Raw genomic sequence first — 13,015 nt, 5'->3', positions numbered from 1 at the left:
GGCACTTGCGGAAGTGGACTTCCGCCCACTCAGTTTGCGGCCGGTGAGTCATCACGGTGGGTGATGATCTGGTTGGGGCCCGCTGTCACACGCGGCCCTGGCAGCCACTCGTAACCCTCCCCGCACTCCCGTACCAAGGTGTCCGCGAAGGGCCGCGAAGGGTCCTCGGAGAAATGGCGAGTCTCCGCCACGGTCCATTCGTCCCAGAATCTGGAGAGCCCAGGCCCGTCGCGACGCCTTCCGCGCACCCAGGACTCCTCGGGACCGCGCTCCATCCACAGCAGTCGCGCGAGGAACGGCCGCAGCGCCCGCCGCCCGGCCCCCACGCCCTCCACGACCACCACCGGTGCCGGGTCCAGCGGCCGCGGGGGACCGAAGGCGCGCAGATTCCAGTCGTACGGGTGATAGAGCGCCGTCTCGCCACGGGAAAGCGGCCCGATCACCTCGCCGAGCATCCGCCCGGTCCACTCGAAGAACTCGTCATGGGTGGCGAGGTCGTCGAGATGGAGGACGGGGGCGTCGCCGAGCGCGGCGGCGAGCCGGCCGGCCAGCGTGGACTTGCCGGAGCCGGCATGCCCGTCGACCGCGACGAGCCGCACCGGTCCGCACGAGGGCGGCAGCAGGCGCAGCGCGGCGGCCACGCGGTCGGGACCGGAACGGTCGAGCTCGGTCATGGCCCCCAGCGTAGGCGAGCCGCCGGACGCGGTCCGCCGCAGGTCAGCGACTCGGCCAGTGCCACTGGTGAAGACCAATATTGCTCGGGCGGCACGCGTCGAATCGCTGGCAGAAGCCGTCCGCGAGCCGCGATAGTGGGGCCCGCAGCCCGTCCGTTCGCCACCACCGACTGGAGGGTCACCGCCCATGCCCCCTGCCACCCCGCGCAGAACCGTCCTCGCCGCCCTCGCGGCCGCCGCGGGCACGGCCGCCGCCACCGCGGCCCCCGCGACCGCGGCGCCGGGAGCCCGCGCCGCCGACGCCGCCTGCGCCGATGACACGGCCTGCGGCGACCAGGCCGCAAGCGGCCACGCCCCGGCGCCCGGGCCCGTCGACAACCGCTTCTGGAGCACGTACACCGACTGGCGCTGCGGCACCACGACCGGCACCCGCGCCGTCGCCGGACGCCGCCCCGGCCTGGTCATGGACAGCCCGGCCGGCCGCACCGACTACACCGACCCGCACACCGGCCGTACCAGCACCTGGGAGCACGCGAGCTGGACCTCGCCGGTCCACACCTCCAGCGTCCCGGCCACCGAGGTCATCGCCTCGTGGAACGCCCACACCCCGCCCGGCACCTGGCTCCAGGTCGAGCTGCGCGGCACGTACGGCGACGGCACCGAGACGCCCTGGTTCGTCATGGGCCGCTGGGCCGCGGGCGACGCCGACATCCGGCGCACCTCGGTCGACGACCAGAGCGACGGCAGGGCCTCCATCTGGACGGACACCTTCTCGATCGACGACCCCGCGAGCGGCCTCCGCCTCGTCTCCTACCGGCTCCGCCTCACCCTCCACCGCAGGCCGGGCACGACGCTCACCCCCACGGTCTGGCGGCTCGGCGCGATGGCCTCGGACGTCCCTGACCGCTTCACGGTGCCCGCGTCCGTGCCGGGCCTCGACCGGGAGCTCACCGTGCCCCGCTACTCGCAGAACACGCACGTGGGCCAGTACCCCGAGTACGACAACGGCGGCGAGGCCTGGTGCAGCCCCACCTCCTCGCAGATGATCGTCGAGTACTGGGAGCGCCGCCCCGCGGCCGAGGACCTGGCCTGGGTGAACCCCGACTTCGCCGACCCGCAGGTCTGCCACGCGGCCCGGTTCACCTACGACTACCAGTACGCGGGCTGCGGGAACTGGCCCTTCAACGCCGCCTACGCCGCCACCTACCCGGACATGAACGCGGTCGTCACCCGCCTGGGCTCCCTCACGGACCTGGAGACCCTGATCCGCGCCGGAATCCCGGCCATAACGTCGCAGTCCTTCCGCAAGGAGGAGCTGACCGGCGCCGGCTACGGCACCTCGGGCCACCTGATGACGGTGATCGGCTTCACCGCCACCGGCGACGTGATCGCCAACGACCCCGCCTCACCCAGCAACGAGGCCGTCCGCCGGGTCTACAAGCGGCGGGAGTGGGAGAACATCTGGCTGCGGACCAAGCGTTATGACGCAAACGGCAAGGTCAGAGGCGGTACGGGGGGTGTCTGCTACCTCTTCTGGCCGGTCAAGTCAGCACCAAGTCAGCACCGCGCGCTGCAGGCACTCGGCCTGGTGTGAGCATGTGCGGCCCGACGGCAGTCTCGACGACCTGACGGCAGCGCTCCTGGCCGTCCTGAGTGAGGTGGCCGTACCGGTCCACCGTGACCTTGATCGAACGATGTCCGAGCCAGCGAGACACCTCGTGAATGGACACTCCGTTGGTCAGGGCCACGGTGGTCCATTTGTGACGCAAGTCGTGCGGGTTGTATGCGGGAAGCTCGAGCCGCCTGATGGCGCGGTCCCACGACTTGCGCAGAAGATCGGGATACGGCATTCCACCGCTCGCATTGCGGATCGGAAGCCGGTCGATGAACGGCTCAAGGGAAGCAGGCACGGGTATGTCGCGCCACTCGCCTTCTTTCCGATGCTTCAGCGGGGCATATTTCGGTGTGTACTTTCCGAAGGTGTCCTTGTAGCGAATCACCTGCCGCCGGATTCGCAGGGTGCCGTCGCGCATGTCCTCCGGGAAGACTCCCAGGGATTCCCCTATGCGAAGTCCGCAACACGTCATGAGCCATATCGCCGGAGACAGGCGAGGTCCGATCTCCTTGGCGATGGCGGTTATCTCCTCGAAGCTGGGAAGCTTCCTGTCGTCGACAGGAATAACAGGGTTCTCCAGCTTCTCGGCCTGCGTCATGGGGTTCACGGGGATCCGCCTGTGGCGCACGGCGTGGGAGAACAGCGCCGAGAGGGCTATGTGCCGGGACTCGATGGTGTTGAGGGCCGCCCCGTCCCGGCGCCAACGTGCGTACAGGCCCTCGATGTCCGCTGCAGTGACCTGCGAGATCATCTTGCTCCCCAGGTGGGGGACCACGTGGAGGCGGACGATGCGCTCGTACGACTCGAGGGTGCCGGCGGAAGCGGTCTTCTTCGCGAGCCAGTCGTCCGCGTACCGGCGGAGCGACACCTTGCCGGCGTCGGGGTCGACGTAGATGTTCTCGCGCTTGTCGCCTTCCATCTTGGTGGCGAAGTCGACCGCGTCCTTCTTCCGGGGAAACGACTTCTCCCGCTGACGCCCGGTGCGTCCGCCCGGCTCCCTGTAGCGGACGGTCCACCGCTTGCCGGACACGGCGGAACCGTTGTCGATGATTTGAGCCAACCTGTTCACCCATCTCTGCTCACACGGCCGTTGACCGTGCTTTTCGGTGTGGGTGGTGTTGTAGTCGATGTTTCCGGCCGCGCCAAATCCCTGGGCGCCGGAAGATTTGGCGGCCCACCTTTACGCGGGCGGTAAGGCCATGATTGTGCTGGCGCGAGGGCGCACCGCACCAAAGGCCGTGCGCGTCCTGCCATGCGCTCATCTGAGCTGGTCGACGCCGATGTCAAGCGTGGCTTGCCTTAAGAGGGTTGTCCTGTGTACCGAAGAGGGGCAGCGATTGCCCGTTGTACGGGGTCGGTGTGCGTCCTGACTACCTGGTCGGACGTCGTCTTGAGCCCACGCGCTCACTCCTTCCCCGATTCGGGGGCGGCCTTGCGCCGCCCCCGACTTCGCTGACATACCCAGCACTGGCAAACTCCGGCGTCACGTGCCCTCGATGGGACAGAATGCGCTCACGCTGGCCCCGCATCTGGGCGGTCGGCAACGGGAGCGGGAGAACACGAACAGCGTGGATGAGGCACGGGCTCTACTGGCCGACTTTGGTCAGTGGGCCAAGGACGACATTGCGACCGACGCGGAGAAGTACGAGGCGCTCGCCGAGCTGGTGGCCGCTCTCCTGAGGCGGGTCTGCGCCGATGGCTCCGTGCAGCGAGTCGACCTTGAGGGGCTGCCGGGGCTCGGCTTCGAGTACGAGGGACGGGACTATCTGCTCAGCCTGGCCATCGGTCCGAAGGATGCCCGGGGCCGGGCGGTGCTCGGTGCACGCCGGTCGGGGCTGGAGTCAGAGCGCTGGGCTCTGCTGTGGTGGACGGAGACCGTCACACCCGATGACGACGACCTGGACCAGGTCGAGGACGCCGTTCGGGCCTTCGGTGTCGTGCTGGACCGGAGCCATCTGGACGCGGCCGTGGCCGGCCTGCGGTCCCTGCCGGAGCTGATCCGCGACACCTTTCGGCAGCGCCGACCCCACGCTCAGCTCGTTGAGCTGCTCACCGCTTCCCGCCCTCCGGACCAGGCTTGGCCGATGACGCCTGCGGCGCGTTTGAGCCCTCCAATTCAGGTGGAGATGCAGACCGAGCAGCCACTGGCCGCCGAGCTGCTGTTCATGGGCGTTCGGGCGTTGGAGGACCCTCCCTCGGGCCTTGCAGCTCGTTCGTGGCGTGGCGGGACCGGTCTGCTGATCACTGGCGCGCATGGAGTGCTGGAAGTCGGCACGCGCGGGGCGGCCCGCTGGAACCTGAAGCTGTCCGGGTGTCACGGCGCCCCGCTCCTTCGGAGCGACGATGCGATGCTGGTGATGTGCGGGCCGGCGCTGGTCTGCTGGCGCGAAGGCACCCTGACCGTTCTGGCCGGGGCCTTCGAGGAGGGGGCTCAACTGCTGCCGGGCCCCGGCGGGGAGCCGTGGGTGCTCTCCGGTTCCGGTGTCACGTTCGGCGCCGGCGGCGGCACGCTCGCTCTGACCCGCGTCGGCAGTCAGCTCGGCGACCAGCTGCGCTACCCCATCGCCTTCGAGGCAGCGGTCCGGTCGGCCGTCTGGCTGGACGGGCGCCGCTTCTTCCTGGCTGCTGGCGGGCACAGCGCGGTGGTGGACCTGGCCCGGAGCACGGATGCCGGCCGGCGTGAGGACTGGGTTCCCACCGCTGGGCACTACCCGGCGCACCTGCTGGCCGACGGGCGCGGGGATGTGCTCAGCGCCTCGCCCGACGGGTCGGGCAACCGCGTCCTGCTGCACCGCACCCTCTTGGCGAGCCGCTCTGCCGAGACGGTGGCCGATCTCCAGCTCGCCCAGGTCTTCGGCCTCGCCCAGCCCGACGGCCCCGACGGGCCTGTGTTCCTGCTCGCCTCGCTTCCGGACAATGACCCGTCCCGGGTGCGCCCCGTCGTGGTCAAGGTCACCACTAAGGGGTCGGACGTCGACTCCGGCGACGGGGACGCCGACCCTGCCGAGGCGCGTTGGCGGGAGTACGGGCTGGTGAGCGGATCCGCCCGCGGGGAGAGGAAGGATTACCGGCTCGACCGGCTGCCGCTGGCGGAGGGCGGGCAGGCCGACGTCTTCCGCGCCATGCACAAGCCGTCGCGCGTTGTCGTGGCGTTCAAGCGCCGCCAGGGCAAGGGGGAGCGGGAGCGCCGCCGCACGGCCCGGGAGATCGACCTCGCGCAGCGGCTGGGTGGTCACCCCCACGTGATGCCGGTGCTCGACTTCAGCCCGGACCACTCCTGGTTCGTGATGCCCATGGCCCAGGCCACCGCCGAGGACCTGCGCGCGGAGCTCCTGGAGCCGGGCCGGCTGCGGGGCCTAGTGGACGCCGTCGCCTCGGCGCTCGCCGCGGCGCACGAGCACGGATGGCTGCACCGGGACATCAAGCCGTCCAACGTCCTGTACCTGGAGGACCGGTGGGTGCTGGCCGACTGGGGCATTGTGCGCCGGCCTCGCGGCCAGACAAGCGACCTAGGCGTCCTTACCAACGGAGCGATCGGCACCGAGGGATTCGCCGCCCCGGAACTGACGGCCGACGCGCACGATGCCACTTTCGCGAGCGACATCTACAGCCTCGGCCAGCTCATCGGGTGGATCCTGACCGGTACCTGGCCCCAGCCCAACGTGCCGCTTCTCCCTCCGCCGGGCCCGTGGTACGGCGTCGTACGCCGGGCCACACACCTCAACCCTGCGCTGCGGCCCCAGGACGTCGCGGCCTTCATCGACCTGGTCGAGCAGGAGACCGTCCCGGCCGCTGGGCTGCCCATCATCCGCGCCCGCCGGCTACTTGAGGCCGCGAACGGGGGCGACACCGAGGCGGCCGGCCAGCTCCTCGACCTTGCGGCCGACCGGCCCGGCGACTACGAGCTCTACCTGGAAGCGGTCGCCGCGCTCGGCATCGAGGCCGCTGGGCCCGTGCTGCTGTCGGACGTCCCACGGGCTGTTGCGGTGTTCAAGTCGCTGGCCTCCCATGCCCGCGGCGACGGGCAGGGCAACTGGGCGCAGTGGGGTGAGATGGACCGGGCGATCAGCTGGCTCTTGACCGCTGCCGCGCTGGCCGCGCGCGAGGAGCAGTGGGAGCTCTTGGACGTCGCGGCAGACAGCATGTGCGAGTGGGACGGCTCGTGCGACCAGTGGAACGCACAGAATTCGATCCAGGGGTGGTTGCGCTCCCTGGACGGGCAGGCCGCGGCTGTGGTCGCCTCGGTCCTGCGCCAACACCCCTACAGTGCCCGGCACTTCCACGAACTCGTCGACGAGCGGGCAGTCGAGGTGTCGCTGCGGGGCGCGATCCATACTGCCCTCGCAGAACTCGGCTGACTCGAGTGCGGCGGCCCTGGGCCGGTGGCATCGTGCCGACCATGATGATCGGAACCTGAAGAGAGGTGTCTACGTCGCGGACTCCGACAGCCCCGGGGTCCTGGCCCAGCAGGTACGACAACGTCGGGGCGACCGACGTGGCCTGCCCTTCAGATCACCGTTCCGCAGGCGCCTTGGGTAGGACCTCGAAGAGCGGCTTCATGGCAGCGTGGAAGAGTTCAGCCTGCCGTGATGGCTTTGGAGGGCTAAGCCTCATGACATGGAGGATGTGCTCGCGGAAGCCAGCGTTGCGCAGGCTACCGGCATTCTTGCTTTGCAGGATTTCGAGGAGGCTGGGGCCGGCGTCTTCCTGGACCCCTTCGATCATCTCCAGTTCCTCGATGTCTGCGATCTCAAGGGGGGCGGTGTCCGGTCCTTGGAGCAGGTTTCGGGACCGCGCACGTTCGCGGATGACCGTCAGAGTGATGGGGTTGACGGGAAAGCCCTCGGGCAGGACGAGCAGGGGGTAGAAGCGCCGGGGAAGCGTGGCGTGTATGCCGGTGAGGGCTGCTTCGTCTGCGCGCAGGGAGTTGATCGTTGCGTTGATCTGGTCGAGTTCCTCGATGAGCTTGTCGATGTCCTCGATCTGGGACTCGTCCGGTACGGCGGTAGCGGCTTCGCGGCGTAGCTGGGTGGTGGTGACCTCGATGACGATCCAGGCGCCGGGGTAGTCGATCGCTGCGTCGGCGATGCGCTGGCCTTGAGCCGTGTAGGCGGCTTTGAGCTGTTCGTCGTCGTAGACGCGTCGAGCAGTGGATGCGTCTTGGGCAATGTGGTGAAGAACCTCGCTGACGTAGACCTCGCTGAAGTGGCGCAGGGTCTGCTCAGCCCGGGCTGCGAGCTTCTTGTGACCGGAGGGCTTGATTCGCCCGGGTGGCGGGAACTTTATGTCCCAGATCGGCAGCCATCCGAAGGCGCGGCTCACGAGGTGTCGTGGGTCGAGGATCAGCAAACGTTCTTCGGGCAGTTTAATGACGGGCCAGCGCTGGAACGGGTCGAAGGACCATTCAGTGCGCAGCTCAGCGCGTTCGCGTTGGAGCTCTTCTCGGAGTCCGGACATGCTGTTGCTGATGAGTTCGAGGACTCCTTCGCGTCGTTCATGAGGGATGTCCAGCGTTGACAGTTCGGCCCGCTCGACAACGAAACACCCCTGCACGGTACGAGCCCAGAGATAGCCTGCGATTGCGGCTAGATCTTCGAGGCGTACTCCTGTGCAGTCCTCGTATGCCTGGCTGAGATCAACGACCGCAGGCTCTGACTGGTGCTCTGCGGGGAGCTCGAGCCACCGGCGAGCGTAACGGGCCAGGACGCCGGACACGGACCAAGTGTGGTTGAAATGTTGATTGGCGATGATCTCTCGACCGAGTGGGCCGGGGCGGTCCTCGATCACCGTCGGACCTGTCTCAGGTTGGCGTCCCATGGTCTGACTGATGCAGAGTAGAGCGCCCACGAGATCGCCTTGAGCGACGCCGTCCGGGAGCGACCCTGGGGATACTTGGACGGCGGTTCGGGCCAGCAACATCAGAGCCTGAGGCACCAGCAGCCTGCGGGTGGTGTCTCGAAGGAGATTCAGCACACGATCACGCGGAGGACCGTTCAACATCGTGCCAGCGAACCTCTCATCAACACTGCGTGCGGATGCACCTGGCATTGCGAGAGCCGTGAGCCAGAAGGCGGAGAACCGGAGCACGCTCTCCAGGGAGAGTCGCTGCAGTTGACGCGTGGTGTAGCCGGTTGGTGGTGTGACGCCGTAGACCTCTTCGGCGGTGAGGTAGACAGCCATCAGGTCGATGGGGGCAGGCGTCTGCGCGGAGGACTTGGGCAGCCAAAGGCCGCTGGGATGCTGGTTCCACTCGGAGACGAGAGCTGGAGCCGTCGAGCCCTGCAGGACAGCACGTCCTCCCGAGGGATCGGCAAGGTAGCTGGAACGTAGCGACTCAGGTTCGGCTTCCGCCAGCAACCGCCTGATCTCCTCGATTCTCCGCACAAGATCATTTGTGGCATCCATCAGAATTCCCTGTCGTGCAGCACGGACTCGGCGATCTCACGCACGCGGCGCATCGTGATGCCAGCGCGCTGTTCGACAGCGAGCGGGTGCTCGGTCGGTTCGAGCTCGACCAGGGGCCGCTCGCCGATCGGGCGGGTGTGGACGTTGGTCTTCAGGTTAATGGTGCTGGGGGCATAGATCGGAAGCTCGGTGGTGAGCCAGCCGAAGTACGGCTTCTCCGACTCGCGCCCGGGCGTATCCCACAGGTCGGCCGCCCGGGAGAAGTTCTCTCGGCTGAGGGAGACCCAGACACCCCAGGAGAAGACTTCGTCGCTGCCGATGACCGGTATCTCGATCAGACCCTTGACGAAGTAGTGCTGCGCCTTGATGACGCACTGGTCCGAGGAGAGCAGGCAGTCGGGGGCATCGGCGAAACTCGGGTCCCAGACGTAGGGGGCGGCAGCGGAGTAGTTCATCGGCAGCTCGCCGTGGTGGCTGCCGCAGCACGTACAGGTGAATCCGAGATCGCTGGTCATGGCGGGAGCCTAAGGGATGTCCCGTATAAGGACGTGAGCTGGGGGGTTGCCTGACGGTACGGTCGACGCGTGGAGTCGAAGAGGGTGAGCGAGTGCCCGTTGCGCGGGGGCGGTGTGCGTCCTGGCTACCTGGTCGGGCGCCGTCTTGAGCAAGTAGTCGCCTCGTGGTACCTGTACGGCTCAGAGGCTCCGTCCGGCCCGCTGGACGTGTGGCTGATCGACAGCGAAGCGGTCGCCACGCGCATCACGACCGGTTCGGACTGGTGCCTGATCGTGGAGGCATCGGCTCCCTTCGCGGGATACGACATGGCGGAGTCCGGCCGCATCGAGGTGGCGCCGGTCAGCGGCGAGACCCCGTTCGCGGATCACCTCGGCGAGATGGTGCTGGCAGTCAGCGAGGAGAGTGTCCCGGACAGTGGGCGGATCGCTCTGGAGATCACCTTCGACTCCGGCCGTGTCCGGTGTGAGACCTGGTCCGGCGACCTCCGCCTGTCCAGCAAGTGATCAACACACCAGCCCCGGCATGAACCGTGTGAGGCTCCCGTCGTGGCTGGTGTGATCACGGCGTCGCAGCCGTCCTGGATAGCCCCGTTCACCGGGTTGAGCCCCCGCTCCTTCGGCACGTTGGTGGCACAGCTGCGGCATGAGGGGGCTGACCCGGTTCGCAGAGGCCGGCCGTGGAGCCTGCCGCTGGAAGACCGGGTGCTGCTGGTCACGGCCTACTGGCGTACCAACTTGACGTTGCGACAGCTCGCCCCACTGTTCGGCGTCTCGAAGTCCGCAGCCAACCGCATCGTCAGCCACCTCGGCCCCCTGCTCGCGCTCAAGCCCCGCAGGCGATTCCGCAAGAACACCGTCCTCATCGTGGACGGCACCTTGGTCCCCACCCGCGACCACACCATTGCCGAGCGGTCGAAGAACTACCGCTACTCCACCAACCATCAGGTCGTCATCGACGCCGACACCCGGCGCGTCGTGGTGGTCGGCCAGCCGTTGCCTGGCAACCGCAACGACTGCAAGGCGTGGGAACTGTCCGGAGCCAAGAGCTTGGTCGGCAACACCACCGTGATCGCAGACGGCGGCTACCGCGGCACCGGCCTGGTCATCCCGCACCGTCGAGAACGTGGCCAGACCGAGCTACCGGCGTGGAAGGAAGAGCACAACGCTTCCCACCGCCAGGTCCGCGCCCGTGTCGAGCACGCCTTCGCCCGCATGAAGAGCTGGAAGATCCTCCGTGACTGCCGTCTGAAGGCCGACGGCGTTCACCACGCCATGCTCGGCATCGCTCGCCTCCACAACCTCGCCCTGACCGCGTAGCGGATCTATGTCGATGGTCGATGAGGAGCATGGTCGCGATCACTACGCTGTCAGGAACCTCTGACTCAACCATCGAACCGCCGCCATGGCAGCTGAAGTCGGGAAAGCGGCCGCAGCGCGCTGCGGTGCAGGGCGCCGATCCAGACGTCGGACTCATGGCTGCTGTTCAGCTCAGGCGAGATATGAGCGACCAGGCCCGGTCCGACGAGGAAGTTCGTCGGACCGATGGGCGCCAGGAACGGCCGTAGCGGTACGCGATGCAGGCAGGATTCCAGCTCTGACAGCAACTGCTCGGGCAGATTGCGGAGGAATGCCTTGTACGGGGCGGTCATCGAAGCCTCATACAACGAGAACTGCAGCAGGAACCGGCTTAGCGGCTCCTCCTCGCGGGCCGGTGCGTCGTCCTCGGTCAGCCAGACGTCCGGATCGGTGCCGGCAGCGTCGAGCTGCCACGGGATGGACCAGTCCCAGCAGCCCTGATTCTCGATGGCGACGACCAGGCGCTCACCGTGGATGTCGGTCGAGAGCCTTGTGAGCGGTTGGATGGAGTTCTGGCCTCCGAGGATGGCCGGACGCTTCTCGGCGAGACGGTAGAAGTCGGCCAAGGCATAAGGGACGGAGCCGGGTATCGCGATGGTGGTGGGCCGGGTTTCAGTTTGGGCGGGATACCAGCCGGTGACGAAGGATTCCAAGGCCATGCCGGGGTCCGTGCGGACATGGTCGAGCCAGTCCAGGCCGGGCGAAAGGGGCGCAGCTGTTGGCGGCCGAACCGTGTCGAGCAATTCTCGACTCAATGGCGGGTCGATGCGCAGGTGGCAACTGTTGAGTTCGCCGTTGGTCCAGGTGCTTCGCGAGTGGTGGACGGGACCAATGTAGACGGCTAGACCGTCGACCCGGACGAACAAGTGCACCGGCCGGTCCAGATCCGGTTCCGATCCTGCGAACGGCTTTCGACCAGTGAGCCTGGATGCGGCTACTGCAGGCGTAAGACCTCGTAGACGGAACTCCTGGTCGTTCCACACGCCGCCTGCTGCCGGATCGTCTACTGCATCCCCGATGATCACAACAGCCGCAGCCCCGACCGCGATCGTGGACCTGCCTACGTCGAACACCTTGGGCTCTGCACCCGCGAGATCGAGTGCCACGCTCACGTCTACGGTGGCCGAACGCGTCAGCGACATTCGGCGAGTCTATCCGGGGAACGATCACTGCGGTGCCGGGAAAAGATCTCCAGCGGTCTTGATCGCGGCAGGCCGGACCCACTCGTGAACGCCGGGGAGCAGACATGCTGCAGACTTCCCGGGTGATCGTTCTGCAGCCCGTCCTGGAGGTCTACGCCTCCGACGACTTCACCCTCTGGCCAGTCGCCAAGTCCGCACCGTACGGCTTCCTGCCACTCAGCGGCGCACTCGATCCCGCCGAGGTCGGCACGGCGGTGATGCGTATCGCCGACTGCAACAACATCGATCCCGAGGACGACGGTCGCCCACCACGGCCCGCCGACCTACTCGGGAGCTTCCTGCACGGACTGCTCACCATGGACGACCTTTTCGTATCCGGTGGCCTGCGGATCACCGACACCGCAACCGGCACCACGTTGTTGCCGGGCTGCTGCAATGGGCTGGACGAGAGGCGCGACTGGCTTGAGGTCGTCGACGGCACCGGCTGGGCCTCCTTCGGTCACGACCCATCTCCGCTCGCCGAACGTGACGGCGAAGTCGTCCGGTTGACCGTCGACGCCGAGCACGACAACAGCCCGGTGATGGAGGTACCCGTTACGGACCTGCGTCGCCTGCTCGCCGGCGCAGAGCAAGACCTGATCGACTTCCTCCAGCTGGCCGCTGTCTGGGCCGCTCGGCACATGCCCGCTTACGCCGCTCCGGTCGCCTCCGCCCTCGGCCGTGCTCTAGACCTGCCCGCACCGGTGATCCCGACGAACCCTTAGGGCTGCATGCCGGCGCGCTGCCTCAGGTTCATCGGCAGCGGTCCAGTCAGGAAGCGGCGAGTTGGATCTTTACGGGACAGCCCTTAGGGACTGACCGTCACCGCGGCCGTGTCGCTGCTCGCCCCCCCACCCGCTTTGGAAAGGCATCCGTGCGCGTTCTTCTCGTGGCCGCGGCCACGGCTCTCGCTGCCGGCCTCGTCAGCGCCCCTGTGGCTTCCGCGGCACCGCCCAGGCCGGCAGCCGCCGAATTCGACTTCTGGTTCAACCAGTACGGGTACACCCCCAAGGCAGATCTGCCGGCCGGCGAGCACCGCGTCGTCATCGGCGCCAGCTGTAACGGCGACAGCGTGGGCGCTCAGCTCTACCACGTCACCTGGGGTGTCGACCGGAAAGTCGGAGACGTCTTCGAAATCCCGTGCGAAGGGGCCACCAGTGCCGGTTACCAACTCAGCGGCGGCGAATACTACTTGTACCTCCTCTCCGGCGTGGACAACACCCACATCACGGGCCACTGGTGACGGCCCCGGGACTTCCACCTGAAGTT

General features: G+C 67.7%; 11 protein-coding genes. 6 read left to right on the top strand and 5 right to left on the bottom strand.

From position 1 onward, the window contains the following. Positions 1-29: 29 nt before the first annotated feature. Entirely contained in the window at positions 30-674 is a 645-nt protein-coding gene (locus ACFY8W_RS31105; protein WP_391112421.1) for a hypothetical protein, read from the bottom strand. Between the two features lie 187 nt (positions 675-861). On the opposite strand from ACFY8W_RS31105, the gene ACFY8W_RS31100 reads away from it, so the two are divergent. After that, positions 862-2,268, top strand: coding sequence for a C39 family peptidase (locus ACFY8W_RS31100; protein ID WP_391112418.1), 1,407 nt, complete (start codon positions 862-864; stop codon positions 2,266-2,268). Here the strand turns inward: ACFY8W_RS31100 and ACFY8W_RS31095 are convergent. Continuing rightward, entirely contained in the window at positions 2,216-3,358 is a 1,143-nt protein-coding gene (locus ACFY8W_RS31095) for a tyrosine-type recombinase/integrase (RefSeq protein ID WP_391112416.1), read from the bottom strand. The two genes, ACFY8W_RS31100 and ACFY8W_RS31095, sit on opposite strands and share 53 nt — an antisense overlap. Before the next feature lie 427 nt (positions 3,359-3,785). Here ACFY8W_RS31095 and ACFY8W_RS31090 point away from each other — a divergent pair, with 427 nt between their 5' ends. After that, positions 3,786-6,647, top strand: coding sequence for a protein kinase (locus ACFY8W_RS31090; RefSeq protein ID WP_391112413.1), 2,862 nt, complete (start codon positions 3,786-3,788; stop codon positions 6,645-6,647). 154 nt (positions 6,648-6,801) lie between these two features. On the opposite strand, the gene ACFY8W_RS31085 is transcribed toward ACFY8W_RS31090, so the two are convergent. Both ACFY8W_RS31085 and ACFY8W_RS31080 read right to left on the bottom strand, forming a co-directional pair. After that, positions 6,802-8,694 carry a hypothetical protein gene (locus ACFY8W_RS31085; protein ID WP_391112410.1) on the bottom strand — a complete coding sequence of 631 codons (1,893 nt, stop codon included), beginning with the start codon at positions 8,692-8,694 and terminating at the stop codon, positions 6,802-6,804. Further along, entirely contained in the window at positions 8,694-9,149 is a 456-nt protein-coding gene (locus ACFY8W_RS31080) for a DUF2199 domain-containing protein (protein WP_391113351.1), read from the bottom strand. Before ACFY8W_RS31080 ends, ACFY8W_RS31085 begins: the two co-directional genes overlap by 1 nt. A 129-nt stretch (positions 9,150-9,278) precedes the next feature. On the opposite strand from ACFY8W_RS31080, the gene ACFY8W_RS31075 reads away from it, so the two are divergent. Both ACFY8W_RS31075 and ACFY8W_RS31070 read left to right on the top strand, forming a co-directional pair. After that, complete coding sequence (locus ACFY8W_RS31075; RefSeq protein WP_391112407.1) at positions 9,279-9,713, top strand: hypothetical protein; 435 nt, start codon at positions 9,279-9,281, stop codon at positions 9,711-9,713. A gap of 42 nt (positions 9,714-9,755) precedes the next feature. Next, complete coding sequence (locus ACFY8W_RS31070; protein ID WP_391112405.1) at positions 9,756-10,526, top strand: transposase; 771 nt, start codon at positions 9,756-9,758, stop codon at positions 10,524-10,526. A 65-nt stretch (positions 10,527-10,591) separates the two neighbouring features. On the opposite strand, the gene ACFY8W_RS31065 is transcribed toward ACFY8W_RS31070, so the two are convergent. Continuing rightward, the gene (locus ACFY8W_RS31065; protein ID WP_391112402.1) at positions 10,592-11,707 is read right to left on the bottom strand and encodes a hypothetical protein; all 1,116 of its coding nucleotides are present in this window, start codon (positions 11,705-11,707) and stop codon (positions 10,592-10,594) included. Between the two features lie 104 nt (positions 11,708-11,811). Here ACFY8W_RS31065 and ACFY8W_RS31060 point away from each other — a divergent pair, with 104 nt between their 5' ends. Together ACFY8W_RS31060 and ACFY8W_RS31055 are read left to right on the top strand one after the other, a co-directional pair. Continuing rightward, positions 11,812-12,471, top strand: a complete 660-nt coding sequence (locus ACFY8W_RS31060; protein ID WP_391112401.1) for a hypothetical protein — start codon at positions 11,812-11,814, stop codon at positions 12,469-12,471. 149 nt (positions 12,472-12,620) lie between these two features. Continuing rightward, a complete protein-coding gene (locus ACFY8W_RS31055; RefSeq protein ID WP_391112399.1) occupies positions 12,621-12,989 on the top strand; it encodes a hypothetical protein in 369 nt (122 codons plus the stop codon). Positions 12,990-13,015: the final 26 nt, after the last annotated feature.

Source organism: Streptomyces sp. NPDC012637, from assembly GCF_042954805.1.
Classification (GTDB): domain Bacteria; phylum Actinomycetota; class Actinomycetes; order Streptomycetales; family Streptomycetaceae; genus Streptomyces.
The sequence above is the reverse complement of the archived record's forward strand: the minus strand, read 5'-3'. Positions and strand labels throughout refer to the sequence as shown.

What these genes read in the sequence shown, in the direction of transcription:
- ACFY8W_RS31100 (WP_391112418.1), top strand. Translation starts at nt 862, where the DNA reads ATGCCCCCTGCCACCCCGCGCAGAACCGTCCTCGCCGCCCTCGCGGCC.
- ACFY8W_RS31080 (WP_391113351.1), bottom strand. Translation starts at nt 9,149, where the DNA reads ATGAACTACTCCGCTGCCGCCCCCTACGTCTGGGACCCGAGTTTCGCC.
- ACFY8W_RS31060 (WP_391112401.1), top strand. Translation starts at nt 11,812, where the DNA reads ATGCTGCAGACTTCCCGGGTGATCGTTCTGCAGCCCGTCCTGGAGGTC.
- ACFY8W_RS31105 (WP_391112421.1), bottom strand. Translation starts at nt 674, where the DNA reads ATGACCGAGCTCGACCGTTCCGGTCCCGACCGCGTGGCCGCCGCGCTG.
- ACFY8W_RS31065 (WP_391112402.1), bottom strand. Translation starts at nt 11,707, where the DNA reads ATGTCGCTGACGCGTTCGGCCACCGTAGACGTGAGCGTGGCACTCGAT.
- ACFY8W_RS31090 (WP_391112413.1), top strand. Translation starts at nt 3,786, where the DNA reads ATGGGACAGAATGCGCTCACGCTGGCCCCGCATCTGGGCGGTCGGCAA.
- ACFY8W_RS31085 (WP_391112410.1), bottom strand. Translation starts at nt 8,694, where the DNA reads ATGGATGCCACAAATGATCTTGTGCGGAGAATCGAGGAGATCAGGCGG.